General features: G+C 66.2%; 21 protein-coding genes and 1 pseudogene. 17 read left to right on the top strand and 5 right to left on the bottom strand.

Annotated features, from left to right (window positions below; all coding sequences use genetic code 11):
- Positions 1-9 precede the first annotated feature (9 nt).
- The 8 genes and pseudogenes from AC3WLE_RS15415 (at position 10) to AC3WLE_RS15380 (ending at position 10,693) form a co-directional block, all read left to right on the top strand.
- Complete coding sequence (locus AC3WLE_RS15415; protein ID WP_492356002.1) at positions 10-1,572, top strand: Re/Si-specific NAD(P)(+) transhydrogenase subunit alpha; 1,563 nt, start codon at positions 10-12, stop codon at positions 1,570-1,572.
- Positions 1,573-1,586: 14 nt separating this feature from the next.
- Positions 1,587-2,984 carry a Re/Si-specific NAD(P)(+) transhydrogenase subunit beta gene (pntB, locus tag AC3WLE_RS15410; protein WP_492319549.1) on the top strand — a complete coding sequence of 466 codons (1,398 nt, stop codon included), beginning with the start codon at positions 1,587-1,589 and terminating at the stop codon, positions 2,982-2,984.
- A 359-nt stretch (positions 2,985-3,343) separates the two neighbouring features.
- A pseudogene (locus AC3WLE_RS15405) lies at positions 3,344-3,544 on the top strand (oxalate/formate MFS antiporter); the annotation flags it as partial.
- Positions 3,545-4,120: 576 nt separating this feature from the next.
- A complete protein-coding gene (oxc, locus tag AC3WLE_RS15400; RefSeq protein ID WP_492319550.1) occupies positions 4,121-5,860 on the top strand; it encodes an oxalyl-CoA decarboxylase in 1,740 nt (579 codons plus the stop codon).
- 42 nt (positions 5,861-5,902) lie between these two features.
- Positions 5,903-7,153: a formyl-CoA transferase gene (gene frc / locus AC3WLE_RS15395; RefSeq protein WP_035818898.1), complete on the top strand. Its 1,251-nt coding sequence runs from the start codon at positions 5,903-5,905 to the stop codon at positions 7,151-7,153.
- Between the two features lie 154 nt (positions 7,154-7,307).
- Positions 7,308-7,745 carry a PAS domain-containing protein gene (locus tag AC3WLE_RS15390; protein WP_492340420.1) on the top strand — a complete coding sequence of 146 codons (438 nt, stop codon included), beginning with the start codon at positions 7,308-7,310 and terminating at the stop codon, positions 7,743-7,745.
- A 279-nt stretch (positions 7,746-8,024) separates the two neighbouring features.
- The gene (locus tag AC3WLE_RS15385) at positions 8,025-9,602 is read left to right on the top strand and encodes an AMP-binding protein (RefSeq protein ID WP_492319552.1); all 1,578 of its coding nucleotides are present in this window, start codon (positions 8,025-8,027) and stop codon (positions 9,600-9,602) included.
- A 77-nt stretch (positions 9,603-9,679) separates the two neighbouring features.
- On the top strand, positions 9,680-10,693 hold the full coding sequence (locus AC3WLE_RS15380; protein ID WP_492319553.1) for a Bug family tripartite tricarboxylate transporter substrate binding protein: 1,014 nt from the start codon (positions 9,680-9,682) through the stop codon (positions 10,691-10,693).
- 24 nt (positions 10,694-10,717) lie between these two features.
- On the opposite strand, the gene AC3WLE_RS15375 is transcribed toward AC3WLE_RS15380, so the two are convergent.
- From AC3WLE_RS15375 to AC3WLE_RS15365, 3 genes are all read right to left on the bottom strand, one after another.
- Positions 10,718-11,305: a TetR/AcrR family transcriptional regulator gene (locus AC3WLE_RS15375; protein WP_492319554.1), complete on the bottom strand. Its 588-nt coding sequence runs from the start codon at positions 11,303-11,305 to the stop codon at positions 10,718-10,720.
- Between the two features lie 152 nt (positions 11,306-11,457).
- A complete protein-coding gene (locus tag AC3WLE_RS15370) occupies positions 11,458-11,763 on the bottom strand; it encodes a LysR family transcriptional regulator (protein ID WP_492351331.1) in 306 nt (101 codons plus the stop codon).
- Between the two features lie 104 nt (positions 11,764-11,867).
- Positions 11,868-12,809: a LysR family transcriptional regulator gene (locus tag AC3WLE_RS15365; protein ID WP_492319556.1), complete on the bottom strand. Its 942-nt coding sequence runs from the start codon at positions 12,807-12,809 to the stop codon at positions 11,868-11,870.
- A 318-nt stretch (positions 12,810-13,127) separates the two neighbouring features.
- Here AC3WLE_RS15365 and AC3WLE_RS15360 point away from each other — a divergent pair, with 318 nt between their 5' ends.
- From AC3WLE_RS15360 to AC3WLE_RS15335, 6 genes are all read left to right on the top strand, one after another.
- Positions 13,128-14,051, top strand: coding sequence for a LysR family transcriptional regulator (locus AC3WLE_RS15360; RefSeq protein WP_492319557.1), 924 nt, complete (start codon positions 13,128-13,130; stop codon positions 14,049-14,051).
- Positions 14,052-14,198: 147 nt separating this feature from the next.
- On the top strand, positions 14,199-14,417 hold the full coding sequence (locus AC3WLE_RS15355) for a hypothetical protein (RefSeq protein ID WP_010810206.1): 219 nt from the start codon (positions 14,199-14,201) through the stop codon (positions 14,415-14,417).
- Between the two features lie 679 nt (positions 14,418-15,096).
- Positions 15,097-16,419, top strand: coding sequence for an oxalate/formate MFS antiporter (oxlT, locus tag AC3WLE_RS15350; RefSeq protein ID WP_492319558.1), 1,323 nt, complete (start codon positions 15,097-15,099; stop codon positions 16,417-16,419).
- 180 nt (positions 16,420-16,599) lie between these two features.
- On the top strand, positions 16,600-18,309 hold the full coding sequence (locus AC3WLE_RS15345) for an NADH-ubiquinone oxidoreductase-F iron-sulfur binding region domain-containing protein (protein ID WP_492319559.1): 1,710 nt from the start codon (positions 16,600-16,602) through the stop codon (positions 18,307-18,309).
- Positions 18,310-18,318: 9 nt separating this feature from the next.
- Complete coding sequence (gene fdhF, locus AC3WLE_RS15340) at positions 18,319-21,135, top strand: formate dehydrogenase subunit alpha (RefSeq protein WP_492356003.1); 2,817 nt, start codon at positions 18,319-18,321, stop codon at positions 21,133-21,135.
- A gap of 169 nt (positions 21,136-21,304) precedes the next feature.
- Positions 21,305-22,321, top strand: coding sequence for a zinc-binding alcohol dehydrogenase family protein (locus AC3WLE_RS15335; protein ID WP_492319561.1), 1,017 nt, complete (start codon positions 21,305-21,307; stop codon positions 22,319-22,321).
- A gap of 78 nt (positions 22,322-22,399) precedes the next feature.
- Here AC3WLE_RS15335 and AC3WLE_RS15330 read toward each other — a convergent pair whose 3' ends face one another.
- Positions 22,400-22,693 carry a GYD domain-containing protein gene (locus tag AC3WLE_RS15330; RefSeq protein WP_010810201.1) on the bottom strand — a complete coding sequence of 98 codons (294 nt, stop codon included), beginning with the start codon at positions 22,691-22,693 and terminating at the stop codon, positions 22,400-22,402.
- Between the two features lie 264 nt (positions 22,694-22,957).
- Positions 22,958-23,479 carry a MarR family winged helix-turn-helix transcriptional regulator gene (locus AC3WLE_RS15325; protein ID WP_492319562.1) on the bottom strand — a complete coding sequence of 174 codons (522 nt, stop codon included), beginning with the start codon at positions 23,477-23,479 and terminating at the stop codon, positions 22,958-22,960.
- A 139-nt stretch (positions 23,480-23,618) separates the two neighbouring features.
- Here AC3WLE_RS15325 and badH point away from each other — a divergent pair, with 139 nt between their 5' ends.
- From badH to aliB, 3 genes are read left to right on the top strand one after another with little or no spacing between them, the layout of a single operon-like run.
- Positions 23,619-24,386: a 2-hydroxycyclohexanecarboxyl-CoA dehydrogenase gene (badH, locus tag AC3WLE_RS15320; protein WP_492356004.1), complete on the top strand. Its 768-nt coding sequence runs from the start codon at positions 23,619-23,621 to the stop codon at positions 24,384-24,386.
- A 30-nt stretch (positions 24,387-24,416) separates the two neighbouring features.
- Complete coding sequence (gene badI / locus AC3WLE_RS15315; RefSeq protein ID WP_492319564.1) at positions 24,417-25,199, top strand: 2-ketocyclohexanecarboxyl-CoA hydrolase; 783 nt, start codon at positions 24,417-24,419, stop codon at positions 25,197-25,199.
- 30 nt (positions 25,200-25,229) lie between these two features.
- On the top strand, positions 25,230-26,381 hold the full coding sequence (aliB, locus tag AC3WLE_RS15310; RefSeq protein WP_492356005.1) for a cyclohexanecarboxyl-CoA dehydrogenase: 1,152 nt from the start codon (positions 25,230-25,232) through the stop codon (positions 26,379-26,381).
- Positions 26,382-26,385: the final 4 nt, after the last annotated feature.

Genomic DNA, 26,385 nt, shown 5'->3' with positions numbered 1-26,385 from the left:
GTGAATGCCATGCCAATGACGATCGGTGTGCCACGCGAAGTCCACCCGGGCGAGCGGCGCGTTGCCGCCACGCCCGACTCGGTCAGGGAACTGCTCAAGCTCGGCTATCAGGTGGTGGTGGAGAGCGGCGCCGGCCAGGAAGCGTCGTTCTCCGACGCTGACTACAGCGCCGCCGGTGCGGCCATTGTCGACGCGGCCAGCCTGTGGGCCTCGGTCGACGTGGTGATCAAGGTGCGCCCGCCGCAGGTCCATCCCAGCCTGGGCGTGGAAGAGGCGGCGCTGCTGAAGAAGCATGCCACGCTGATCGGCTTTGTCTGGCCGGCGCAGCAGATGGCGATGCTGGAGCGGCTGACGCAGCGCGGCGCAACCGTGCTGGCGATGGACTGCGTGCCGCGCATCTCGCGCGCACAGAAACTCGATGCGCTCAGCTCGATGGCCAATATGGCTGGCTACCGCGCGGTGATCGAAGCCGCGCATGCGTTCGGGCGGCCCTTTGCCGGGCAGATCACGGCAGCGGGCAAGATCCCGCCGGCGCGCGTGCTGGTGATCGGCGCGGGCGTGGCGGGGCTGGCGGCGATCGGCGCGGCGCGCAGCCTGGGTGCGGTGGTGCGCGCCTTCGATACGCGACCGGTGGTGCGCCAGCAGATCGAAAGCCTGGGCGCCGAGTTCCTGACCGTCGAGATCGAAGAGGACGGCAGCGGCAGCGGCGGCTATGCCAAGGAGATGAGCCCGGCTTTTATCGAAGCCGAGATGCGTCTCTTTGCCGAACAGGCGCGCGAGGTGGACATCATCATCACCACCGCGCTGATCCCGGGCAGGCCCGCGCCCAAGCTGCTCGAGGCCGGCACGGTGGGCCTGATGCGCGCCGGCAGCGTGGTGGTCGACCTGGCTGCTGAGCAGGGTGGCAACTGCGTGCTGACCGTGCCGGGCGAGGTGGTGCGGCAGCACGGCGTCACCATCATCGGCTACACCGACCTGCCCAGCCGCATGGCGGCGCAGGCCAGCCAGCTCTATGGCACCAATATCCGCCACCTGCTGACGGAGCTGACGCCGGGCAAGGACGGCCAGCTCGTGGTCGACATGGACGACGAGATGATCCGCGGCGCCACGGTGCTGCACCAGGGCACGGTGACCTGGCCACCGCCGCCGCTGACGGTGGCGATCCCGCAGCAGCAGGCGCCGGCCGCGCCGCCGCCGGTGCAGGCCGAGGCCGAGCCGCCGCGCAGCCGCACCGGCGCGACGCTGGTCGCGCTGGCCATCGCGGCGGCGGCGCTGCTGGGCCTGGGCGCGGTCGCGCCGCCGGCCTTCATGGCGCATTTCACGGTGTTCGTGCTGGCGATCTTTGTCGGCTACCAGGTGGTGTGGAACGTCACCGCCGCGCTGCATACACCGCTGATGAGCGTGACCAATGCCATCAGCGGGATCATCGTGGTGGGCGCGCTGGTGCAGCTGGGCAAGCCGTCGCTGATGACGGCGGTGATTGCCGGCAGCGCGGTGCTGCTGGCCACCATCAATATCGCCGGCGGCTTCCTGGTGACGCAGCGCATGCTCAAGATGTTCCAGCGGGACTAGAGGGGGAGACAAGGATGCCATCCGGAATCAGCAATATCGCTTACCTGGGCGCCAGTGCGCTCTTCATCCTCAGCCTGAGCGGGCTGAGCCACCCCGGCACCGCGCGCCGCGGCAACCTGCTGGGCATCGCTGGCATGGTGATCGCGGTGCTGACCACCGTGCTGGCGGGCAGCCCGGACGGCATCGCCATCATCATCGGCGCAATGCTGGTGGGCGGCATCGCCGGTGCCCTGCTGGCCAGGCGCGTGGAAATGACGCAGATGCCGCAGCTGGTGGCGGTGCTGCACAGCTTCGTCGGCCTGGCCGCGGTGCTGGTGGGCTACGCCAACTACCTGGATACCCATGCGCTCACCGGCGCGGAGAAGGCCATCCATGAAGTGGAAACCTACCTTGGCATCCTGATCGGCGCGGTCACGTTCACGGGCTCGATCATCGCCTTCCTGAAGCTGCAGGGCACCATGGGCGGCAAGCCGATGTTGCTGCCGGGCCGGCATGCCTTGAATGCCATCGCGCTGCTGGTTTGCGTGTGGCTGGGCTATGCCTTCCTGAGCGCGCCCGACGCGCAGCAGGGGCTGGTGCCGCTGGCGGCGATGACGGTGATTGCGCTGCTGGTCGGCGCGCACCTGGTGCTGGCCATCGGCGGCGCCGACATGCCGGTGGTGGTGTCGATGCTCAACAGCTACTCCGGCTGGGCCGCGGCGGCCACCGGCTTCATGCTGGGCAACGACCTGCTGATCATCACCGGCGCGCTGGTGGGATCGAGCGGCGCCATCCTCAGCTACATCATGTGCAAGGCGATGAACCGCAAGTTCCTGTCGGTGATCCTGGGCGGCTTCGGCGCAGTGCAGGCACAGGGCGCGGCGACGGAGCAGGGCGAGGTGCTGCCGGTGTCCAGCGAGGAAGTCGGCAACCTGCTCAAGGACGCCAGCGACGTGATCATCGTGCCGGGCTACGGCATGGCGGTGGCGCAGGCGCAGGGCACCATCAGCGAGATCGCGCGGCGGCTGCGGGCGCAGGGGGTCACCGTGCGCTTCGGCATCCACCCGGTGGCGGGCCGCCTGCCCGGGCACATGAACGTGCTGCTGGCCGAGGCGCGCGTGCCGTACGACATCGTGCTGGAGATGGAAGAGATCAACGACGACTTCGAGAAGGCCGACGTGGTGCTGGTGGTGGGCGCCAACGACATCGTCAACCCCGGTGCGCTGGAAGACCCAGGCAGCCCCATTGCCGGCATGCCGGTGCTGGAAGTGTGGAAGGCCCGCACCGTGGTGGTGTCCAAGCGCAGCATGGCGGCGGGCTATGCGGGCGTGGACAACCCGTTGTTCTACAAGGACAACACGCGGATGTGGTTCGGCGACGCCAAGGGCAGTGTCGATGCCCTGCTGAGGCAACTGGAGGAAGCGCCGGCCTGAGTTGCTGAGCAGTTCAGGCGGCCGCGAAGCCACCGCCGCCCCGCGTTGGTCGGGGCGGCGGTGGCTTTTGTTGTCTGGATGGGCCCAGCCATAGACAATCTTGGAAGCCCGGCAGGCGATTCATGCCAGCTCCGCGATATATAAACGATCACGAATAGATACGATAAAAAACTTTAAGACTAGTCAAATTAAGCTTCAGGTAGCATCAATCCACGACTTCATGTGCCGCAATGCAGCTCGGGCTATGAAAAGGCCTTCCTGACCTTCGGCATTTTGCAGGGCGTGTGCATTTTCGTGCTGGCACTGCTGCTGGTGAAGCCCAAGGCGCCCAAGGGCGCGGTGGCGGCCAAGGCGGTACTGTGGTGGTGCCGCTGGCATCGGTCCTGTCGGCGCATGGTGGCTGGGGAGCCGTGTTCTCGGTGGCGGCGGTGGTGACGATTGCGGCAGGGATCTCGGCCAAGGTGTTCCTGGCGCCCATGCGCAAGCGCTTTATCATCGGGCATGCCGAGGCAGTGCGCGTGTCCGACGGCGCGTGCCTGGCTGGCATGTCGCCGCATAGGCGGAAGGGTAGAGGGGGAGCCTCGCGTAGGCTGCCGGGCTTCCGGAGTGGGGGCAGGACATTCCCATAGTGGGCGCGCTGGTGTTCGCGGAGGACGTCAGTGCGCGGCAACGTGCTCCAGAGGGCCACAAAGTCGCTGGAATTTTGGTATGTAGTATATCTACATGCGTAATTCCGACTAGATTTCCAGGTTTCGACATGGCCCGGAAATCTGTGCCGATTGCGCATGAATGGCGTGCTTTCAGGAATTGGGTTGATTTAGCCGTAGTTGCCTGCAAAATTGCTGCGCCGCATCGACGAAACTTGAAGGCCTAAGGGAAATTCTTCTTGCTTCGTTTTGATATATCACATACCGTATGTCATCAAGATCGAATGAAACGATCGGGCGCCGCAAGGCATACGGGTAGCAACAGCGAAGGGCGAGAAGGCGAGAGTGCCCCGCCCCGTAAAGAGTTCAACGAGGAGACCAAGACATGTCCAAAGTCGTCGAAGCCAAGCGGGCCGGGAGCACCACGCGGAAGACACGCTGAATTAGAAGAATTCCAACCCCAGTCAATTTGTATAGAAGGAATCAACCATGGCAGAAGTCGGAAACGAACTGCAGCGTCACGCCACGGAAGAACATCAGGCACAAACCGATGGTTTTCATCTGGTCATCGACGCGCTGAAGCTGAACGGCATCGAAAACATCTACGGCCTGCCCGGCATTCCGGTCACCGATCTGGCCCGTCTGGCGCAGGCCAACGGCATGCGCGTCATCAGCTTCCGTCACGAGCAGAACGCAGGCAACGCAGCAGCGATTGCCGGCTTTCTCACGCAAAAGCCGGGCGTTTGCCTGACCGTTTCTGCGCCGGGCTTCCTGAACGGGCTGACGGCGCTGGCGCATGCGACCACCAACTGCTTCCCGATGATCCTGATCAGCGGCTCGAGCGAGCGCGAGATCGTCGATTTGCAGCAGGGGGACTACGAAGAGATGGACCAGCTGGCCATCGCGCGTCCGCACGCCAAGGCTGCCTTCCGCGTGCTGCACGCTGAAGACATTGGTGTCGGGATCGCGCGTGCCATTCGTGCCGCCGTGTCGGGCCGTCCGGGCGGTGTGTACCTGGACCTGCCGGCCAAGCTGCTGGGCCAGTCGATGGAAGCCGAGAAGGGCCGCAAGTCGCTGATCAAGGTGGTGGATCCGGCCCCGCGCCAACTGCCTGCACCGGACTCGATCGACCGTGCCGTCGCGCTGCTGAAGAGCGCCAAGCGCCCGCTGATCCTGCTGGGCAAGGGTGCCGCGTACGCACGCGCCGAAGCGGATATCCGCACGCTGGTCGAGAAGACGGGCATTCCGTACCTGCCGATGTCGATGGCCAAGGGCCTGCTGCCCGATACGCATCCGCAATCGGCCTCGGCCGCACGCTCGTATGTGCTGGCTGAAGCTGACGTGGTGTTGCTGGTCGGCGCCCGCCTGAACTGGCTGCTGTCGCACGGCAAGGGCAAGACCTGGGGCAAGCCGAAGCAATTCATCCAGATCGACATCGCGGCGACCGAGATGGACAGCAACGTCGCCATCGCCGCGCCGGTAGTGGGTGACATTGGTTCGTGCGTGTCGGCAATCCTCGACAAGGTCGGCAATGACTTTGCCAAGCCGGGCGCCGAGTGGCTGAACGCGGTGGCCGACCGCAGGGACACGAACCTGGCGAAGATGGCCGAGACCCTGGCCAAGTCCAGGGATGTCTCGCCGATGAACTTCCACGGCGCGCTGAGCGTGCTGAAGGATGTGGTCAAGGCCAACCCGGGCATCTCGTTCGTCAACGAAGGCGCCAACACGCTGGACTACGCCCGTGCCGTGATCGACATGTACGAGCCGCGCAAGCGCCTGGACGTAGGCACCTGGGGCGTGATGGGCGTGGGCATGGGCTACGCGGTCGCCGCGGCGGTCGAGACCGGCAAGCCGGTGCTGGCGCTGTGCGGTGACAGTGCGTTCGGTTTCTCGGGCATGGAAGTCGAGACGATCTGCCGTTACAACCTGCCGGTCTGCATCGTCATCTTCAACAACAACGGCGTCTACAAGGGTATCGACGTGAATCCGACCGGCGGCAAGGATCCGGCGGTCACGACGTTCGTCCCGGGCGCGCGCTACGACAAGATGATGGAAGCGTTCGGTGGCGTCGGCCACAACGTCACCACGCCGGCGGAACTCGAGGCTGCGGTGAACGAAGCCCTGCGCTCGGGCAAGCCCACGCTGGTCAACGCTGTCATCGATCCGGCTGCCGGCACGGAAAGCGGTCGTCTGACCAATCTGAATCCGCAAAGCTCGGCCAAGAAGTAATTCACCCGAATTTCACCCCTCTGATCCAATAGGAGAACGAAAGTGAACCTCCCACTCAACGGCATCAAGATCATCGACTTCACGCACGTCCAGGCCGGTCCCGCCTGCACGCAGCTTCTCGCGTGGTTCGGTGCGGACGTGATCAAGGTCGAGCGCCCCGGTTCCGGCGACGTGACGCGCACCCAGCTGCGCGACATCCCGGATGTCGATGCGCTGTACTTCACCATGCTCAACAGCAACAAGCGCAGCCTGACGCTGGACACCAAGAAGCCGGACGGCAAGAAGATCCTGGAGCAGCTGATCCGCGAGTCGGACGTGCTGGTCGAGAACTTCGGCCCGGGCGCGCTGGACCGCATGGGCTTCTCGTGGGAACGCATCAACGAACTGAACCCGAAGATGATCGTGGCTTCGGTCAAGGGCTTCAGCGACGGCCACCACTATGAAGACCTGAAGGTCTATGAGAACGTGGCCCAGTGCGCCGGCGGCGCGGCCTCGACCACCGGCTTCTGGGATGGCCCGCCGACGGTGTCCGCCGCGGCGCTGGGCGATTCCAACACCGGCATGCACCTGGCCATCGGCATCCTCACCGCGCTGATCGGCCGCGACAAGACCGGCAAGGGCCAGAAGGTGGCCGTGTCGATGCAGGATGCGGTGCTGAACCTGTGCCGGGTCAAGCTGCGCGACCAGCAGCGCCTGGACCGCCTGGGCTACCTGGAAGAGTACCCGCAGTATCCGCACGGCAGCTTCAGCGACGTGGTGCCGCGCGGCGGCAACGCGGGCGGCGGCGGCCAGCCGGGCTGGGTGCTGAAGTGCAAGGGCTGGGAAACCGACCCCAACGCCTATATCTACTTCACCATCCAGGGCCATGCCTGGGAGCCGATCTGCAAAGCGCTGGGCAAGCCGGAATGGATTTCCGATCCCAACTACGCCACCGCCAAGGCTCGCCAGCCGCATATCTTCGATATCTTCAACACCATCGAGGAATGGCTCGCCGACAAGACCAAGTACGAGGCCGTGGACATCCTGCGCAAGTTCGACATCCCGTGCTCGCCGGTGCTGTCGATGAAGGAAATCGCCGATGATCCGTCGCTGCGAGCCAGCGGCAGCATCACCGAGGTGCCGCACAAGGAGCGCGGCACCTACCTGACGGTGGGCAGCCCGATCAAGTTCTCCGACCTCAAGCCGGAGATCACCGGGTCGCCGCTGCTGGGCGAGCATAGCGAAGAGGTGCTGGCCGGCCTGGGCTACGGCGCGGACGACATCAAGCGCCTGCGCGAGTCCCAGGTGATCTGACGCTGCCCGCCGGCACTTGTGCCGGAGTGTACGCCGGGGTCTCGCGCATAGCGGGCCCCGGCGTTTTTGCTTGCAGCGTGGCCATGTGGCACGCTACCTTGATGGCCATGACAGGCCGGCGCCGACCGGCCCTGGTAATAACGAGGGAATCCCCATGACAGACCAGATCGATTACGCGCAACTGGTGTCCGCCATCGGCGACGCCATCATCATCTCCGACGCCAAGGGCGCCATCACGCTATGGAATCCCGCGGCCGAGCGCATGTTCGGCTTTACCCAGGCCGAGGCCATGGGCAAGTCGCTCGACCTGATCATCCCTGAGCGCCTGCGCGGGCGGCACTGGGAGGGCTACGACAAGACCATGGCGACCGGCATCACGCGCTACGGCCACGATCTGCTCAAGGTGCCCGCGGTCGACAAGGACGGCAAGGCCATGTCGATCGCCTTCACCGTGGCGCTGCTCAAGGATGATGCGGGCGCTATCACCGGCATCGTCGCCGTGGTCCGCGACGAGACCGTGCGCTTCCAGGAGGAGCGGGCGCTGAAGAAGCGGCTGGTGGAGCTGGAAAACCAGGTCAAGGAACAGGCCTGAGGCGCGTGCCTTTTCCGTGATCCAGGGCCAGCCGCGCAGCGCGTCGGCCCGGTGGCCAGGCCTGGTCCTGGCCGTTTCCTGTTTGCGCGGCGGCCCCGGCCGGGGCCGCCGCGCAGGTTCGTTTGTCCCCCCGAGTTTTCCCGAATAGGTGGCCGGCATGCGCTTCCAGCGCCGCTTTGGCGTAGCCGATCCTGGTCTTTTTGGTACCAAAATCGTTGACTGAGTACCGAATGCCTCCTACATTGGGAGCCCTGACAAAGACAGATCCGAGGAGACAACATGAGCCGTCAAGCTTCGGCCGCTGCGGTAGTCCATGGCGGCGCTACGGTGGGCCAGCTCTATGCGGCCGCGCTGCGTGCCCGGCCCGGCGTGCCCGCCATCGTCGGCGACGACACCACGCTGAGCTATGAGGCGCTCGCGCGGCAGTGCGCGCGCGTCGCGCGGCTGTTTGCCGCCCGCGGCCTGGCGCGCCAGGATGCCGTGGCCTTCCTGGTGGGCAACCGCGCCGAAGCGGTCGCCGCCATCATCGCCGCGCAGCTGGCCGGGCTGAAGAACGTATCGCTGCATCCGATGGCATCGGAAGCGGATCACGCCTTCGTGCTGCAGGATGCCGGGGTGCGGGCGCTGGTGGTGGACAACGCCCGCTTCAGCGAGCGCGCGCGCGTGCTGGCAGCTGGCGCCGGCCTGCAGGTCCTGCCGCTGGACGATGGCGAGTTCGGGCCTGGCCTGGCCAATGCGGCGGCTGCGTTCGATGACGCGCCCGTGGTCCCCGGCGACGACCCCACGGAAATCAGCCGGCTGGCCTATACCGGCGGCACCACTGGCCGTTCCAAGGGCATCCTGCATACGCACCGCACCACGGTGACGGTGCTGCAGTACATGCTGGCCAGCTACGAATGGCCGGCGCAGATCCGCTACCTGGTGACCACGCCGATCTCGCACGCGTCCGGCAGCCTGTTCCTGCCGACGCTGCTGCGCGGCGGCACCATCTACCTGTGCGACAAGTTCAGCCCCGCCGATTTCCTGCGCCGCGTGGCCGAACAGCGGATCAACCTGACCTTCCTGGTGCCCACGCAGATCTATGGCCTGCTCGATTGCGACGGGCTGGACGCGGCCGACCTGTCCAGCCTGGAGCTGGTGCTCTACGGCGCCGCGCCGATCGCGCCGGTGCGCCTCGCTGACGCGCTGCGCCGCATCGGCCCGGTGTTCGGGCAGGTCTACGGCCAGGCTGAAGTGCCGATGTGCATCAGCTACCTGAGCCAGCGCGACCACGATCCGGACAACCCCGAGCGCCTGCGCTCGTGCGGCAAGGTGATCCCGGGCAACCAGGTCAAGCTGCTGGACCCCGACCTGCGTGAAGTCGCGCCGGGCGAGGTGGGCGAGCTGTGCGTGCGCGGTCCGCTGGTGATGGAGGGCTACCTGAACCGGCCCGAGGAAGACGCCAAGGTCTTTGCCGGCGACTGGCTGCATACCGGCGACATGGCCCGTTGCGACAGCGAGGGCTTCCTGTACATCGTCGACCGCGCCAAGGACATGATCATCAGCGGCGGCTTCAACGTGTACCCGAGCGAGGTGGAGCATTGCCTGGCGCTGCACCCGGCCATCGCCATGTCCGCGGTGATCGGCATCCCCGACCCCAAGTGGGGCGAAGCGGTCATCGCCGTGGTCGCGGCCCGGCCCGGTGCCGCGCTTACCGAGGCCGACGTGATCGGCCACGTGACGCAGCACAAGGGTGTGGTCAATGCGCCCAAGCAGGTGGTGTTCGTGGATGAGCTGCCGCTGACCGCGCTGGGCAAGATCGACCGCAAGGCCATCCGCGGCCGCTACTGGGGCGGCCAGGAGAGGCAGGTGGCCTGAGCGCGCCCACCGCATGCCGCACGGCCCCGCAAGAGGGCCGGCGGCCTGCCAGACCGACAACAATGGAGGAGACCATCATGGCAATCCGCTCACGTTTCAACGCTATCCGCCCAACCCGGGCGCTCCACGCCGCGCGGGCATGCCTGCTGGCGCTGGGCCTCGCCTGCGCCAGCGTGCACGCCGCCGACACCTACCCGGCCAGGCCGATCCGCTTCGTGGTGCCGTTCGCGCCGGGCGGCGTCACCGACCTGACCGCACGCACCTTCGCCAAATACATGGGCGACGCCCTGGGCCAGCCGCTGGTGGCGGAGAACAAGCCGGGCGCCGGCGCGACCATCGGTGCCAACTTCGTGGCACGATCGGCGCCGGACGGCTACACGCTGCTGCTGGGCACCAACGTCACCCATGCGATCAACCCGCGCCTGATCGCGGCGACGCCCTACGACCCGCTGAAGGACTTCCAGGCGGTGGCCGTGTTCGGACTGAATGGCAATGTGCTGCTGGTGAACAACAACTTCCCGGCCAAGACCTTTGCCGAGTTTCTGGCATACGTCAAGGCCCGGCCCGGCAAGGTGAACTACGCGTCGGGCAGTGTCGGCAGTTCGGCGCACCTGTCGGCGGAGTTGCTCAAGCAGGACGTGAAGGGGCTGGAGTACACGCACGTGCCCTATGGCGGGCCGTCCGAAGCCATGGCCGCGCTGATAGGCGGGCACGTGGACTTCCTGTTCGCCAACATCGGCGCCGCGGTCACGCAGGTGAAATCGGGCAAGGTGCGCGCGCTGGCGGTAACCACCGCGAAACGCGCGCCGCAGTTGCCGGACGTGCCCACTATCGCGGAATCGGGCGTCCCCGGTTTCGAGGTCGTGGGATGGATGGCGGCCTTCGTGCCCAAGGGCACGCCGGCGCCAGTGGTGACGCGGCTGAACGAGGTCATCAACCAGGCCCAGAAGAACCCGGATCTGCGCACCACGCTGGATGCCGCGGCGCTGATCCCGGTAGTGGCGGCGCCCGACCAGGCCAGCCGCTTCGTGCAGGATGAATACGTCAAGTGGGGCCGCGTGATCCGCGCCGCCAACATCCCGCCGCAATAGCAGGGCAGGCGCCGCGATCCGCGGCTAGGACGTGCCGGCGCCGGCTTCGGGCCGGCACAGCAGGCCGTTCAGGATGATCTCGTAGAACTCGCTGAAGGCATCGCCGATCTTCAGGCCGGTTTCCTTCAGGAACTGCTGATTGCGCAGCCGGTACGCCGCGCCCAGGATCGCTTCGGAAACCAGCCGCGGATTGTGCGGCGCCATCAGCCCTTGCCGCATGCCTGCCTCGAGCAGGCTCTCCAGCCCGCGCACGCGCGCCAGCTGGTAGTCGTCGAATATCGCCCGGCCGCTGTCGATCGCATCCAGGTCCGCCAGCGCGGCCTTGCTCAGTCCCGACGTGTTGAGCGCGGCATGCAGGTAGGCGGACACTGCCCGCGCCGCATCGCTTTCGCGGCGCGCCGCGGCAAAGCCCCTTTCCAGGTTGTCAGCGAGCACGTCGCGGCAGATGCCGACGAACAGCGCTTCCTTGGTCGGCGCGATCTCGTACAGGCGCCGCCGCGAGCAGCGCATGCGTCGGGCAATCTCGCCGATGGTCAGCGACGACACGCCTTCGGTGCTCAGCAGCCGGGTCAGTTCGTGGACAAATTCTTCATCGGTGCGTCGAGTCGGCATGAAACGGGTGGCAAGCCGGGCAAGCGCCGGGCGCGTGAGTGTAGATGCCGAATCTTACGACGACTGCGCGGTGCAGGCATGGCGATGGATCGCAAGCAGGCTTCCATCAGGCGAGGCCGCTCGCGCGCCTCGCCGTGAACTGACCGGCCCCCTCAGTTGAGATGACCGACCGCGCGCAGGTATTCGTTCTTCTTCTCGAAGATCAGCGCGCTCAGAAAGGCGGCATCATAGGCGGCCAGCAGGTGCGCGTGGTGTTCTTCGATATAGCGGGCCACGCGCGCCTTCTCGCATTCGATGCCGCACAGCCATTCATACATCTCGGCGTCCCAGCGGAAGCGCAGGCCCAGCTCGATAAACGCGGCGTTGTAGGCGGCGAGCTGGGTGTCGCGCGGAATGGGTTGGTTATCGGTGCCGACCGTGATGGCAGCCTGGCGGCTTTCCTGCTGGACCTGGTTCATGCTCGTCTCCTGAGATGCGCTGTAGCGGTTGGGTTGAGACAAGCATAGAGACCGCGAATGATTTACGATAATTAAAGTTTCATAGCAAAACCATAATCAATCGTTTATGCATTCTGGCGGATCAAACCTTCCACGCCGGTAATTCGCTCGATCAGTCCCGCGCCTTCCTCCATCAGGAACTGCTTGAACGCCAGCGCCACCGGTGGCAGCCGCTTGTTCTTGCGGTGCACCACATACCAGTTGAGCATCACCGGGAAGCCCTCGATGTCCAGCACCGCGAGCTTGCCGGCCTGCAATTCCAGGCCGACCGTGTGCGCCGACAGGAAGGCGATGCCCATGTTGGCGATCACGGCCTGCTTGATGGTCTCGGTGCTCTTGATCTCCATCGCGATGCGCATGTTCGACAGACGCCCGGCAAAGCCCTCCTGCATCGAATTCCAGGTATCCGAGCCTTTCTCGCGTGAAACGAAGGCTTCATCAGCCAGCTCGGCCAGCGGGATATTGCGCTGGCCGACCAGCGGGTGGGTGGGCGCAGCCACGATGACATAGGGGTGGGGGGCGAAGGCCTCGTTGATGGTGTCCATGCCTTCGGGCGGGCGCACCATCACCGCCAGGTCGGTCAGGTTGCCGGCCAGCTGGTGCAGCAATTCCTCGCGGTTATGCACGGCAAGGTTCAGGGTCACGCCTTCATGGCGGTTCATGAACTCGGCCAGCAGGCGCGGAAAGAAATAGTCGCCGGCGCTGATCACCGCCACGTTGAGCCGGCCGCCGGAGATGCCCTTGAGCTGGGACATGGCGTCTTCGGCCTCGCGGAACTGCTGGATGATGCTGCGGCTGTAATGCAGCATCTCGTGGCCCGCCGGGGTCAGGTAGATCTTCTTGCCCAACTGCTCGAACAGGGGCAGCCCCACGTGGTGCTCCAGCTGCCGCACCTGGGTCGATACCGCGGGCTGCGTCAGGTGCAGTTCCTCGGCAGCGCGTGAAAAGCTCATATGGCGGGCAACGGTCTCAAAGACCTTCAACTGCCGCAGTGTGGCGTTCCTCATCCTCGTCCCGTGCAATATATAAACGATTGGCTATATAAACGATAAAAAACTTTATGCAGTGCTGATCTTAGATTCAAGTAGCATCAATCGTCGGATTTGCCTGCCCCGCCCCGAATCCGGCTCTCCGGCTTGCGCCAGGAGCCCGCCAATGGCCACAAGCATGGCCGATAACAACGATGGCTGCCTACAGCCACGACAAAAAATACACAAGGAGACTACCGTGACCGGACTGAATGCAACGGTGCGTGCAACGCGGCACCCCGCCATGGCTGAAGAGACCCATCGCAGCCACGCCGGTGCCGGGCAGGGGGGCAGGTCGTGAATATCTCGCTCCCCCAACTGAAGGCCTTCGCCGCAGTGGCGCGGCACAAGAGCTTTACGCGTGCCTCGGTTGAGCTCGGCCTGACGCAATCCGCGGTCAGCCGCAGCGTGCGTGAGCTGGAAGATGAGATCGACCAGCGCCTGTTCGACCGTACCACGCGCCAGGTGGAACTGACCGATGCCGGCCAGCACCTGTCGCAGCGCATCTGCCACCTGATCGAAGAGGTCGAGCAGACCCTGCGCGACAGCCAGAGCGCCAGCCGTCCGTGCCAGGGCCTGGTGCAGATCGCTTCGGATCCGGTGCTCAGCTCGATGTCGGTGCCGACGTGGCTGGCCGGCTGCCGGCAAGCGTGGCCGGCAATTGCCATCCACCTGAAGGACCGCTCGCAGGAGTCGGTGCTGCAGAGCGTGCGCAGCGGCGAGGTGGACTTCGGGATTGCCACCGATCCGAAGCCAACCGACGACCTCTATTGTGAACCGCTGTGCGTCGATGCCTACCACGCCGTCCTGCCCGCCCAGCACCCGCTGGCCATGCGCGACGCGGTAGGGTGGGGCGACCTGAGCGATGCCCGCGTGCTGGCCCTGGACCAGCAGTGCGGCATGCAGCCCGCGGTGGAGAAGGCGCTCAGCAGCTATCACGTGCGCGCGGGCTCGCTGCAGTTGCTCGGCCACTTTGCGGCAGTGTTCGGCATGGTGGCGCTGGGCCTTGGCATCGGCGTGGTGCCGTCGCGTGCCCAGGTGGGCGGCATGAACCCGGCGGCGGTGATGCGGCCGCTGCGTCCGCAGGTGACTTCCACGGTGATGCTGGTTCGGCGCAAGAGCCGTTCGCTCAAGCCCAATGCCGCGGCAATCTGGGATGCCTTGCGCGGCCAGGAGTATCAGGAGTCGCCGGTGGTGCGTCGTGAAACCACCATGGTGTGAGGCAATCGGCTCATCTGAGGGCATGGGGCGGGCATTCGTTGTATTAGTGCAAAACTTCCATTGATATATCACATACAGGATATTTACACATAGTGCGGTGCAGCATATAATGAAAACTCCTGATCACAACGCTATTGGAGTTTTCAAATGGAAGTCGCTCTTCTCTTCGCTCTTGGCCTGGGCCTGATTGCTGCCGGTGCCGGCGTGACCACGCTGCTGGCCACGCGCCTGCCGATGGATGTGCTGGTGACCGCGCAGGAGCACGGTCGCTTCGCCGGCCTGGGCTCGAACCAGGAAGGCGATGGCGTGGGCCGTGCCAGCCCGTCGCGCATCGTTCCCGCTGCCGGTGAGCTGGCCTACGCGTAATGCGCGCCGGCGCCATGCGCCATCGCGCTGAACCGCGCAACCAGCAAGGGTTGTAGCGGCCGGCATCCCTTGTGGCAGTACCTCGGTTGATTCCTGATCTGCGGCATTCGCCGCGAGCCAGGGCAGGGTTCTGCACGAACCTGCGGCCGCCACCATCTTCCTCCCCCGATCGCTGCCAGCGATCGCTCTGCACGACCCCTCTTCCTGCGCCCGGTGCCAAGCCGGCAGGCTCGCTGCTGTGTCTTTAACGCCGCTTTCGGCGTCGTTCCCAAGCCATACGCGCGTGACCAGACATTAATGTATGCATCTAGGGACTTTCCCCAATTCATCGTTTTCCCGGTTTTTCCGAGGCGCGATCCCCGGCATTCTTGCAGATGCCATCAGTCGGCTGATTCATGTGCCGATGCATGGCAACTGCTTGATTTCCAAAGACTCCGGATGCTGTCGGACCGGCCATTGATGCGGTATGTGCACCAGTCGCACTGCAGCAACGGCCAACCAGGCGTCGCTCACCGCGGTTCCATGCTGCAGAGCCGCGACGAATACGCTTGACTTACCTGATATATCACATACCGTATAGCACTAGAACGGCTCAGCTGTTCTTTGACTGAGAGTCACGCAGAGGCGTCTACAGGCGCCCATCTTCCACCTTGGCGGCAAGCCGCTATAAGGAGACATCATGGAATTGCAGCAGCAGAGGGAGTCCACGTCGCGCTTTGCGTCGCCGTGGGTGCAACTGGTATTCGGCGTGATCTGCATGGCGATGATCGCCAACATGCAATACGGCTGGACGCTGTTCGTCAACCCGATCGACGACAAGTACCACTGGGGCCGCACCGCGATTCAGGTGGCCTTCACCATCTTCGTCGTGACGGAAACCTGGCTGGTCCCGATTGAAGGCTATCTGGTCGACAAGTACGGCCCGCGTCCGGTAGTGGTGGGCGGCGGCCTGCTGTGCGCCATTGCCTGGGCCCTGAACTCGGTGGCGTCCTCGCTGCCCATGCTTTACTTCGCGGCGGCGATCGGCGGCCTGGGTGCGGGCGCGGTGTATGGCACCTGCGTGGGCAACGCGCTGAAGTGGTTTCCCAATCGCCGGGGGCTGGCAGCGGGGATTACCGCAGCCGGTTTCGGCGCGGGCTCGGCGCTGACCGTGGTGCCCATTGCCAACATGATCAAGACTTCGGGCTATGAGGCTGCGTTCCTGTGGTTCGGTCTTGGCCAGGGCCTGATCGTGTTCGTCCTGGGCATGGCCCTGTACCCGCCGTCGGCCAAGATCCTGAGCGAGGTCAAGTCCACGCTGAAGGCTGCCGCAACCTACAACGCTTCGCCGCGCGAGGTGCTGAAGTCGCCGATCTTCTGGGTCATGTACGCGATGTTCGTGATGATGGCCGCCGGCGGCCTGATGGCAACCGCCCAGCTCGGCCCGATCGCCAAGGACTTCGGCCTGCACGACGCCCCCATCTCGATCCTCGGCCTGACCTTGCCGGCGCTGACCTTCGCACTGACCATCGACCGCGTGCTCAATGGCCTGACGCGCCCGTTCTTCGGCTGGATCTCCGATCATATCGGCCGTGAACGCACCATGTTCTTTGCCTTCGGGGTCGAGGCCATCGGCATCCTGCTGCTGTCCAAGTACGGCCACCATCCGGTTGCCTTCGTGGTGCTGACAGGCGTGGTGTTCTTTGCCTGGGGTGAGATCTACAGCCTGTTCCCTGCCACCTGCGGCGACACCTTCGGGCCGAAGTTTGCCGCCACCAACGCGGGCCTGCTGTACACCGCCAAGGGCACGGCCGCGCTGCTGGTGCCGTTCTCCAGCGTGATCACCACTGCCACCGGCAGCTGGCATGCGGTCTTCATGGTGGCCTCCGGCATGGCGGCATTGACCGCGGTGATGGCGCTGTTCGTGCTCAAGCCGATGCGCGAGGCCCATGCCCGCAAGTATGTGCATGCCAATGCCTCGGCACCGATCGGTTATCGTACCGTGCCGGAAGACCTGACCTGATGAAGAAAGCAGTACGGCGCCTCCGGCGCCGGCAGGACCCGGACGTGGCGGCTGCGATGCCTGCACAGGCGCCGCGCCCGGTAGCACAATACGAAAAATAGAAAGAGCGACAGGGAGGCGGCCCGCCGGGCGCCTTCCTGATCGCACATCGGATACCCACAAACAGAATCCAGGCACGCCATGAACCAGGTTGTCATTCCTCTCGAGGCGACGGGGCTCGGCCGGCAGCGCAAGCGCCGCCAGCCCAAGGGCCGGCAGGTAGACGCGGCCGCACTGGCCGAAGTGCGCGTGGCGCTGGGCGACATGCCCCGCCGGCGCGACTTGCTGATCGAACACCTGCACTGCATCAACGACCGCTACGGCCAGCTGGCGATGCCGCACCTGGTGGCGCTGGCCAGCGAACTGCGGCTGTCGATGACCGAGGTCTATGAAGTCGCCACCTTCTATCACCACTTCGACGTGGTGCGCGAGGACGCCGACGGCCAGATCGCACCGCCGCCGGCGTTGACCGTGCGCGTATGCGAAGGCATTGCCTGCGAGCTGGCGGGCGCACAGGCGCTGATCGACAAGCTGCCCGCGCTGCTCGGCACTGAAGTGCGCGTGGTGGCCGCGCCCTGCATCGGCCGCTGCGAGAAGGCGCCCGCGGCGCTGGTCGGGCAGAATCCGGTCGACACCGCCACGGCCGAGGCCATCGACGCCGCCGTGCAGGCAAAGGCCGTGCGCCATGCGCCCGAGCCCTATATCGGCTACGACGCTTACCGGAAGGACGGCGGCTATGCCTTGCTTAAGTCCCTCGCCAGCGGCGACCTGGACCAGGCCGCCGTGCTGTGCACGATGGAGGACTCCGGCCTGCGCGGCCTGGGCGGCGCAGGCTTCCCGACCGGGCGCAAATGGCGCATCGTGCAGAACGAGCCCGCACCGCGGCTGATGGCCATCAACATCGACGAGGGCGAGCCCGGCACCTTCAAGGACCGCGTCTACCTGGAACGCGATCCGCACCGGTTCCTGGAAGGCATGCTGATCGCGGCAACGGTGGTCAACGTGTCAGCGATCTATATCTACCTGCGCGACGAATACGCCGGCTGCCGCGAGCTGCTGGCGGAAGAACTGCGGCGGCTGCAGCAAGACCCGCCAATCCCCGGCCTGCCGACGATCGAACTGCGCCGCGGCGCGGGCGCCTATATCTGCGGCGAAGAGTCGGCCATGATCGAGTCGATCGAAGGCAAGCGCGGCATGCCGCGGCTGCGCCCGCCCTATGTGGCGCAGGTGGGCCTGTTCGGACGGCCCACGCTGGAGCACAACTTCGAGACCCTGTACTGGGTGCGCGACATCATCGAGAAGGGCGCCGAGTGGTTTGCCTCGCAGGGGCGCAACGGGCGCAAGGGCCTGCGCTCGTTCTCGGTCTCGGGCCGCGTGAAACGCCCTGGCGTGCACCTGGCGCCGGCCGGCATCACCGTGCGCGAGCTGATCGACGAATACTGCGGCGGCATGCTCGACGGCCATGCGTTCTACGGCTACCTGCCGGGTGGCGCCTCGGGCGGCATCCTGCCGGCGTCGATGGGCAATATCCCGCTGGACTTCGACACGCTGCAGCCCTACGGCTGCTTTATCGGCTCGGCCGCGGTGGTGATCCTGTCCGACCAGGACAGCGCCACGCACGCAGCGCGCAACCTGATGCACTTCTTCAAGCACGAGTCCTGCGGGCAATGCACACCGTGCCGCACTGGCACCGCCAAGACGCTCGACCTGATCCGCCAGCCCAAGTGGGACCTGTCGGCGCTGGATGACCTGTCCGCGGTGATGCGCGATGCATCGATCTGCGGGCTGGGGCAGGCCGCGCCCAATCCCGTCGACTGCGTCATCAAGTACTTCCCGCACGAACTGGCCTGAGAGACTGACATGAATGCACTGACCCGCGCCGAACGCGCGCTTGTCGAATCCGCCGAGCCAGCCGTCACCTTCACGCTCAATGGCCGCGAGGTGAGCGCCCAGCCCGGCGAAAGCCTGCTGAAGGTCGCGCAGCGCGAAGGCTTCGACGTGCCGCACCTGTGCTACAAGGACGGCCTGGAGCCGGCCGGCAACTGCCGCGCCTGCATGGTCGAGATCCAGGGCGAGCGCGTGCTGGCCCCGTCCTGCTGCCGCTATCCCGCCGCAGGCATGCAGGTGCAGACCGAATCCGAGCGCGCCCGCCGCGCCCAGCGCACGGTGCTGGAGCTGCTGCAGTCGGACATGCCCGAGACCGACTACACCCGCCACAACGAGCTGGATCAGTGGGCCGCGAAGCTGGAGGTCGGCAAGCCGCGCTTTGCCCCGCGCGAACGCGTGGCGGCGGATTTGTCGCACCCGGCCATCGCCGTCAACCTGGATGCCTGCATCCAGTGCACGCGCTGCCTGCGTGCCTGCCGCGACGAGCAGGTCAACGACGTGATCGGCCTGGCCCTGCGCGGCGACGAAGCCCGCATCGTGTTCGACATGGACGACCCCATGGGCGCGTCGACCTGCGTGGCCTGCGGCGAATGCGTGCAGGCCTGCCCGACCGGCGCGCTGATGCCCGCGCGCGATGCCGCGCTGGCGGTTCCGGACAAGCAGGTGGACTCGGTCTGCCCGTACTGCGGCGTGGGCTGCCAGCTGACCTACAACATCAAGGACAACCGCATCCTGTTCGTGGAAGGGCGCGATGGCCCGGCCAACCACGAGCGGCTGTGCGTGAAGGGCCGCTACGGCTTTGACTACGTGCAGCATCCGCAGCGCCTGACGGTGCCGCTGGTGCGCCGCGAAGGCGTGCCCAAGCAGGGCGATTTCGTCATGGACCCGGACCACGTCATGGACGTGTTCCGCGAGGCCACCTGGGAAGAGGCGCTGGCGCTGGCCGGCGGCAAGCTCGCGCAGATCCGCGACGCCCACGGCAAGCGCGCGCTGGCAGGGTTTGGCTCGGCCAAGGGCAGCAATGAAGAGGCCTACCTGTTCCAGAAGCTGGTGCGCACCGGGTTTGGCAGCAACAACGTCGACCACTGCACGCGGCTGTGCCATGCCTCGTCGGTGGCGGCGCTGCTGGAGGGGATCGGCTCGGGCGCGGTATCGAACCCGGTGATGGATGTCGACAAGGCCGAGGTGGTGATCGTGATCGGCGCCAACCCGACCGTGAACCACCCGGTCGCGGCCAGCTGGATCAAGAATGCGGTGAAGAACGGCACCAAGCTGATCGTGGCAGATCCGCGCCGCTCGGACCTGGCGCGCTTTGCCCATCGCTTCATGCAGTTCAAGCCCGATGCCGACGTGGCGCTGCTCAACGCGATGATGCATGTCATCGTCACCGAGGGCCTGGTGGACCAGGACTTCATCGACAGCCGCACCATCGGCTTCGACGAGCTGCAGCGCAATGTCGCGGCGTACAGCCCGGAACTGATGGCGCCGGTGTGCGGCATCGAGGCCGAGGTCATCCGCGAGGTGGCGCGGCTGTATGCCACGTCCAAGGCCTCGATGATCCTGTGGGGCATGGGCGTGTCGCAGCACGTGCACGGCACTGACAACGCGCGTTGCCTGATCGCGCTGGCGCTGATGACCGGCCAGATCGGCCGCCCCGGCACCGGCCTGCATCCGCTGCGCGGCCAGAACAACGTGCAGGGCGCGTCCGATGCCGGCCTGATCCCGATGATGTACCCGGACTACCGCCGCGTGGACGATCCCGTGGCGATCGCCAGCTTCGAGGCGCTGTGGGGCATGCCGCTGGACCGCCAGCCCGGCCTGACCGTGGTCGAGGTGATGCAGGCGATCGAGCGCGGCGAGGTGCGCGGCATGTACATCATGGGTGAGAACCCGGCGATGTCAGACCCCGACGCCGAGCATGCGCGCGAGGCGCTGGCCTCGCTCGACCACCTGGTGGTGCAGGACATCTTCCTGACCGAGACCGCCTATCTGGCCGACGTGGTGCTGCCGGCCTCGGCCTTCCCGGAGAAGACCGGCACCTTCACCAACACCGACCGCACCGTCCAGCTCGGCCGCCAGGCATTGAACCCGCCGGGGCAGGCGCGCCAGGACCTGTGGATCATCCAGCAGATGGCTGCGCAGCTGGGGTTGGACTGGCACTACGACGGCGTGGCCGAGGTCTTCGACGAGATGCGCCAGGCCATGCCCAGCATCGGCGGCGTGACCTGGGAGCGGCTGGAGCGCGAGCACGCCGTGACTTATCCGTGCAAGGAAGAGGGCGACCCGGGCGAACCGGTGATCTTTATCGACAGCTTCCCGACCGCCAGCGGCCGTGGGCGCTTCGTGCCGGCCGACATCATCCCGGCAGCCGAGCGGCCCGATATCGACTACCCGATGGTGCTGATCACCGGCCGCCAGCTCGAGCACTGGCACACCGGCAGCATGACGCGGCGCGCCGGCGTGCTGGATGCGATCGAGCCGGATCCGGTGGCGCTGGTGCACCCGCTGGACCTGGACGCGCTGGGCGGCAAGCCGGGCGACGTGGTCACGCTGGCATCGCGCCGCGGCGAAGTCACGCTGTACGCGCGGGCCGACGCCGGCACGCCGCGCGGGGCGGTGTTCGTGCCGTTCTGCTACTACGAGGCGGCGATCAACAAGCTGACCAATGCGGCACTGGACCCCTTCGGCAAGATCCCGGAGTTCAAGTACTGCGCGGTGAAGATGGCACTGGGCGGCGCGGCGCCGGAGCAGTCGAGCTACGGCGGCGGGCAGATCCTGGCGCCGGTGTAGGGCCGACGGCAAGCCCTGGCGGGGCCGCCTGCGCGGGTAGCGCAGGCGGCCCTTTTTGTTGGGTGATTATCCGGAGTTTCGGGAAATTGATTGCTGTAGCTTCCAGCTAATCAAATCAATCGTGACAGGCTACGCTTCGGTTCATTCCCTACACAACCCGGAGCCCGCCATGAAAGCCATCGGCCTGACCCAGTACCTGCCCATCTCCGACCCGCGTTCGCTGCAAGACGTGGAGATCGACATACCCAGCCCCGGCAGCCGCGACCTGCTGGTGAAGGTTGAGGCCGTCTCGGTCAACCCGGTCGACACCAAGGTGCGCGCGCCCAAGGCGCAGGTAGAGCCCGCGCCGCGCGTGCTGGGCTGGGACGCGGCCGGCACGGTGGTCGCCGTGGGGCCGGAGGTGACCCTGTTCAAGGTCGGCGACCCGGTCTACTACGCGGGCAGCATTACTCGGTCCGGCTCCAACGCCGAGTTCCACCTGGTCGACGAGCGCATCGTCGGCCACAAGCCTGCCTCGCTGGATTTCGCCAATGCGGCGGCGCTGCCGCTGACGGCGATCACCGCCTGGGAGGCTCTGTTCGACCGGCTGGGCATTTCGCCCAACGGGGATCACGCCGGGCGCCCGGTGCTGATCGTCGGCGGCGCGGGCGGCGTGGGCTCGATCGGCATCCAGCTGGCCAAGGTGCTGGCCGGGCTGACCGTGATCGCCACCGCGTCGCGGCCCGAGTCGCAGGAATGGTGCCGCCGCCTTGGCGCCGACCATACGGTTGACCATCGTGGCGACCTGCCGGCGCAGCTGAAGGCGCTGGGATTTGCCGAGGTCGACTACATCCTCTGCTTCAACGATATCGACGGGCATTTCCCGGCGATGGCCGAAGTGGTCGCCCCGCAGGGCAAGATCTGCACGATCGTCGCGAATACGCGGCCGTTGCCGGTGGAATTGCTCAAGAACAAGAGCGCCACCTTCGTCTGGGAATTCATGTTCACGCGCGCCATGTACAGCACGCCCGACATGGTCGCGCAGCATCGTCTGCTTAACGAGGTCACGCGGCTGGTCGATGCCGGGCGCCTGCAGACCACGCTGGGCGAGAACCTGGGGCGCATCAATGCGGAGAACCTGCGGCGCGCGCACGCCATGCTGGAAGGCGGGCGCACTATCGGCAAGCTGGTGCTGGAAGGGTTCTGAGCCGGCGCGCTGCGCCCGGCAAACAACAACGCCCGCCGGCATGGCCTCGGCGGGCGTTGTGCGTTTCCGCGGCAGGGGTCAGCCCATCTTGCCGAGGATGCTCTGCATCTCGTCGCTATTGAAGGCGCGCAGGGTTTGGGTGCGCACGTTGCCGGCCGCGCCGATGGTCAGCCCGAAGCTGGTCATGGTCTCGTCGTCGGGCGCTTCGACGGTGAGCACGATGTCGTATTCGCCCAGCGTCCAGTAGATGTCTTTCATCTGCACGCCCAGGCGTGCCCCCATCTCGCGCACGGCGGCCGCGCGCTTGGTGGTGTCCTTGACGGTGCGGATGCCCTGGTCGGTGAAGCTGGCTAGCACGATGTAGCGGGTCATGGCGGGACCTCCGGTTATGGTTGGATCGGTCGCCGTCCCGGCGGCGTGCATGGGGCAAGCGGCCGGGGCAGTGGTTCAGGGCTTCGGGGCGTGGCGAGGCGCGAATGGCATGGCGCCTCGCCGTTGATGCTCGCGATGTCTGAGCAACTTCATGCCAACGCATATTGCGCGCCAGTCGGCGCGGCAGGCCAGGATGCGGATCGCGGGCGCGCGCTCGGCTGTTCCAGCCGGCCGGTGTGTTTCAGTTGCGATACTGCGTGCGGCTCAGTCCCCTGGGCTGCCACCGTCTGCGCTGTCGGGCGTGTCGAGCGCACGCATGTTGTCCAGCAACTTGAGCAGGTAATGCAGCGTGTGCGTCAGGTCATTGGTAGAAAACCCCGTCAGCGCCTGCTCGTAATAGGCCCGGATCTTCGGCTGCGCCTGGTGCAGCCAGACCTCCCGTCCCGGTTCGCTCATCCGTATCAGCCGTGAGCGGCGGTCGCGGCCGTCCGGGGCCAGCGTGACGTGGCCGTCGCGTTCCATCCGGCTGACCAGTCCTGACAGGTTCTGCCGGCTCACCATCAGGTAGCGGGCCAGGTCGCCCACGCTCATGCCATCGGCGGCTTCCGGACGCGACAGCGCGCCGAGCACGGCCCACTGCTGCGTCGTCAGGCCCTCTGCCTCGACGGCTCGTGATCCCGTTTTATGCAACATATTTGCGCATTGGTATAGCCGGAAGAAAAGCCGGTTGGCCAGTTCCATGCGCGCGTTTGCGGGGAGTTCTGCTTCTACGTCCGGGTTAACCATAGTCTTTTCCACAGTGTTGGCGTCTTGCGCAGGCAATGGCTGCCTCCTATTATAGGTAAATATATTTACCTAATTGGCGGTGCGATGTGGCGGCGTCATGGCCGGCACGATAGCACCGGAATCCTGAAAGGAGAACGCTGTGCAAGGACTTGAAGGCAAGACGGTCATCGTGACCGGTGGTGGCGGTGGTATCGGCGGTGCAACGTGTTTGCGCTTTGCGCGCGCCGGGGCGGCGGTGGGCGTACTCGACCTGAACCCGGAAGCGGCCGAGCGCGTCGCCGGCCAGATCCGCGAGGCTGGCGGGCGGGCGCTGGCGATCCGCTGCGACATCACCGAGCGCGCCAGCGTGGATGCCGCGGTGGCGGCGGTGGAGCAGGGCCTGGGCCCGGTGGACGTGCTGGTCAACAACGCCGGCTGGGATGTGTTCAAGCCGTTCATCAAGACCGAGCCCGCGCAATGGGATCGGCTGATCGCCATCAACCTGACCGGCGCGCTGCACATGCATCACGCGGTGTTGCCCGGCATGGTCGAGCGCAAGCGCGGGCGCATCGTCAATATCGCCTCCGATGCCGCGCGCGTGGGCTCGTCCGGCGAAGCGGTCTACGCCGCGTGCAAGGGCGGGCTGGTGTCGTTCTCCAAGACCATCGCGCGCGAGCATGCGCGCCACGGCATCACCGTCAACGTGGTGTGCCCGGGGCCGACCGAGACCGCGCTGTTCGAAGACTACAAGCAGGGCGCGGGCAACCCCGAGAAGCTGGTGGAAGCCTTTACCCGCTCGATCCCGCTGGGCCGCATCGGCCAGCCCGACGACCTGCCCGGCGCGGTGCTGTTCTTTGCCAGCGACGACGCCGGCTTCATCACCGGCCAGGTGCTGAGCGTGTCGGGCGGCCTGACCATGAACGGCTGAGCAAGCAAACACCAGAAAACGGAGACCACCATGCAATACGAAGACATCCTGTACGAAGTGCGCAACGGCGCCGCCTGGATCATCATCAACCGCCCGGAAAAGATGAACGCCTTCCGCGGCCGCACCTGCGACGAAATGATCCACGCGATCAACCGCGCCGGCTATGACCGCGAGATCGGCGCCATCGTGCTGGCCGGTGCCGGCGAAAGGGCCTTCTGCACCGGCGGCGATCAGTCCGCGCACGAGGGCCAGTACGACGGCCGCGGCACCATCGGCCTGCCGATGGAAGAACTGCACAACGCCATCCGCGACGTGCCCAAGCCGGTGATCGCGCGCGTGCAGGGCTATGCCGTGGGCGGCGGCAACGTGCTGTGCACGATCTGCGATTTCACCATCGCGTCGGACAAGGCCGTATTCGGGCAGGTCGGGCCCAAGGTCGGCTCGGTCGACCCGGGCTACGGCACCGCCTTCCTGGCGCGCGTGGTGGGCGAGAAGAAGGCGCGCGAGATCTGGTACCTGTGCCGCCGCTACCCGGCCGCGGAAGCGCTGGCGATGGGGCTGGTCAATGCGGTGGTGCCGCACGAGCAGCTCGATGCCGAGGTGCAGAAGTGGTGCGACGAGATCATGGAGAAGAGTCCCACCGCGATCGCCATCGCCAAGCGCTCCTTCAATCTCGATACCGCGCACCAGAGCGGCATCGCCGGCATGGGCATGTACGCGCTCAAGCTCTATTACGACACCGAGGAATCGCGCGAAGGCGTGCGCGCTTTCCAGGAAAAGCGCAAGCCCGAGTTCCGCAAGTACGCGAAGTAAGCCGTGCCGTCCGAACCAGCGGAGACCACCATGAATCCCTATCTTGACGAAGACCTGACGGCACTGGCCGAGCACGCGCGCCGCTTTGCCGATGCGCGCGTGGCGCCCGGCTACCTGGAGCGCGACCGCACCCGCGTGCTGGACCGCGCGCTGATGCGCGAAATGGGCGAGATGGGCTTTATCGCGCCCGAACTGCCGGAACAGTATGACGGGCAGGGCATGGGCTCGCTGGCGACTGGCGTGATCCATGAAGCCGTGGCGCGCGCCGACCTGAGCCTGTCGTACATCAACCTGCTGGCTTCGTTGAACGGCCAGATCCTGGCGCACCATGCGCAGCCGGAAATCGCCGGACCGTGGCTGCAGCGCCTGACGCGCGGCGAGGCGCTGCTGGCAATCGCGCTGACCGAGCCGCGCGGCGGCTCCGACGCGGCCAGCCTGCGCCTGCGCATGGAGCGCGATGGCGATGTCTACGTGCTCAACGGCGAGAAGACCTCGATCTCCGCCGCCGACCAGGCCGATGCCGCGGTGGTCTTTGCCCGCAGCGGCACCGTCGAGTCCGGCGCGCGCGGCGTGTCTGCGCTGCTGGTGCCGATGGACCTGCCGGGCATCACGCGCAACCGCTTCGACTGCCACGGCCAGCGCGCCATCGGGCGCGGCTCGATTTTCTTCGAGAACGTGCGCGTGCCCGCCAGCCACCTGCTCGGCAAGGAGGGGGAGGGGTTCGTGCAGGTGATGCAGGGCTTCGACTTCTCGCGCGCGCTGATCGGCCTGCAGGTGCTGGCGGTGGCGCAGGCCGCGCTGGACGAGACCTGGGCCTACGTGGCCGAGCGCCAGGCCTTCGGCAAGCCGCTGTCGGCCTTCCAGGGCGTGTCGCATCCGCTCGCCGACTTCGAGACCCAGGTGCAGGGCGCGCGCCTGCTGTGCCTGCAGACGCTGTGGCTCAAGGACCGTGGCCTGCCGCACACCGCAGAGGCGGCGATGTGCAAGTGGTGGGCGCCCAAGCTGGCGTACGACGTGGTGCACCAGTGCCTGCTGTCGTTCGGCCACGGCGGTTATGACCGCGGCGTGATGGAGCAGCGCCTGCGCGATGTGCTGGGCTTCCAGATCGGCGACGGCACGGCACAGATCATGAAGACCATCATTGCCCGCACGCGCGCGGGGCGCGAAGCCGTACCGGCCTGAAGCG

Source organism: Cupriavidus sp. FW306-1B-F12B (assembly GCF_058781795.1).
Note: the sequence above shows the minus strand (reverse complement) of the source record. Positions and strands in the feature narration are given on the sequence as shown.

Coding starts and splice junctions, on each gene's coding strand:
- AC3WLE_RS15380 (WP_492319553.1), top strand. CDS start 9,680: ATGGCAATCCGCTCACGTTTCAACGCTATCCGCCCAACCCGGGCGCTC.
- oxlT (WP_492319558.1), top strand. CDS start 15,097: ATGGAATTGCAGCAGCAGAGGGAGTCCACGTCGCGCTTTGCGTCGCCG.
- AC3WLE_RS15365 (WP_492319556.1), bottom strand. CDS start 12,809: ATGAGGAACGCCACACTGCGGCAGTTGAAGGTCTTTGAGACCGTTGCC.
- AC3WLE_RS15375 (WP_492319554.1), bottom strand. CDS start 11,305: ATGCCGACTCGACGCACCGATGAAGAATTTGTCCACGAACTGACCCGG.
- AC3WLE_RS15335 (WP_492319561.1), top strand. CDS start 21,305: ATGAAAGCCATCGGCCTGACCCAGTACCTGCCCATCTCCGACCCGCGT.
- AC3WLE_RS15390 (WP_492340420.1), top strand. CDS start 7,308: ATGACAGACCAGATCGATTACGCGCAACTGGTGTCCGCCATCGGCGAC.
- AC3WLE_RS15330 (WP_010810201.1), bottom strand. CDS start 22,693: ATGACCCGCTACATCGTGCTAGCCAGCTTCACCGACCAGGGCATCCGC.
- fdhF (WP_492356003.1), top strand. CDS start 18,319: ATGAATGCACTGACCCGCGCCGAACGCGCGCTTGTCGAATCCGCCGAG.
- AC3WLE_RS15385 (WP_492319552.1), top strand. CDS start 8,025: ATGAGCCGTCAAGCTTCGGCCGCTGCGGTAGTCCATGGCGGCGCTACG.
- AC3WLE_RS15370 (WP_492351331.1), bottom strand. CDS start 11,763: ATGAACCAGGTCCAGCAGGAAAGCCGCCAGGCTGCCATCACGGTCGGC.
- badI (WP_492319564.1), top strand. CDS start 24,417: ATGCAATACGAAGACATCCTGTACGAAGTGCGCAACGGCGCCGCCTGG.
- AC3WLE_RS15415 (WP_492356002.1), top strand. CDS start 10: ATGCCAATGACGATCGGTGTGCCACGCGAAGTCCACCCGGGCGAGCGG.
- pntB (WP_492319549.1), top strand. CDS start 1,587: ATGCCATCCGGAATCAGCAATATCGCTTACCTGGGCGCCAGTGCGCTC.
- aliB (WP_492356005.1), top strand. CDS start 25,230: ATGAATCCCTATCTTGACGAAGACCTGACGGCACTGGCCGAGCACGCG.
- AC3WLE_RS15355 (WP_010810206.1), top strand. CDS start 14,199: ATGGAAGTCGCTCTTCTCTTCGCTCTTGGCCTGGGCCTGATTGCTGCC.
- AC3WLE_RS15345 (WP_492319559.1), top strand. CDS start 16,600: ATGAACCAGGTTGTCATTCCTCTCGAGGCGACGGGGCTCGGCCGGCAG.
- oxc (WP_492319550.1), top strand. CDS start 4,121: ATGGCAGAAGTCGGAAACGAACTGCAGCGTCACGCCACGGAAGAACAT.
- AC3WLE_RS15325 (WP_492319562.1), bottom strand. CDS start 23,479: ATGGTTAACCCGGACGTAGAAGCAGAACTCCCCGCAAACGCGCGCATG.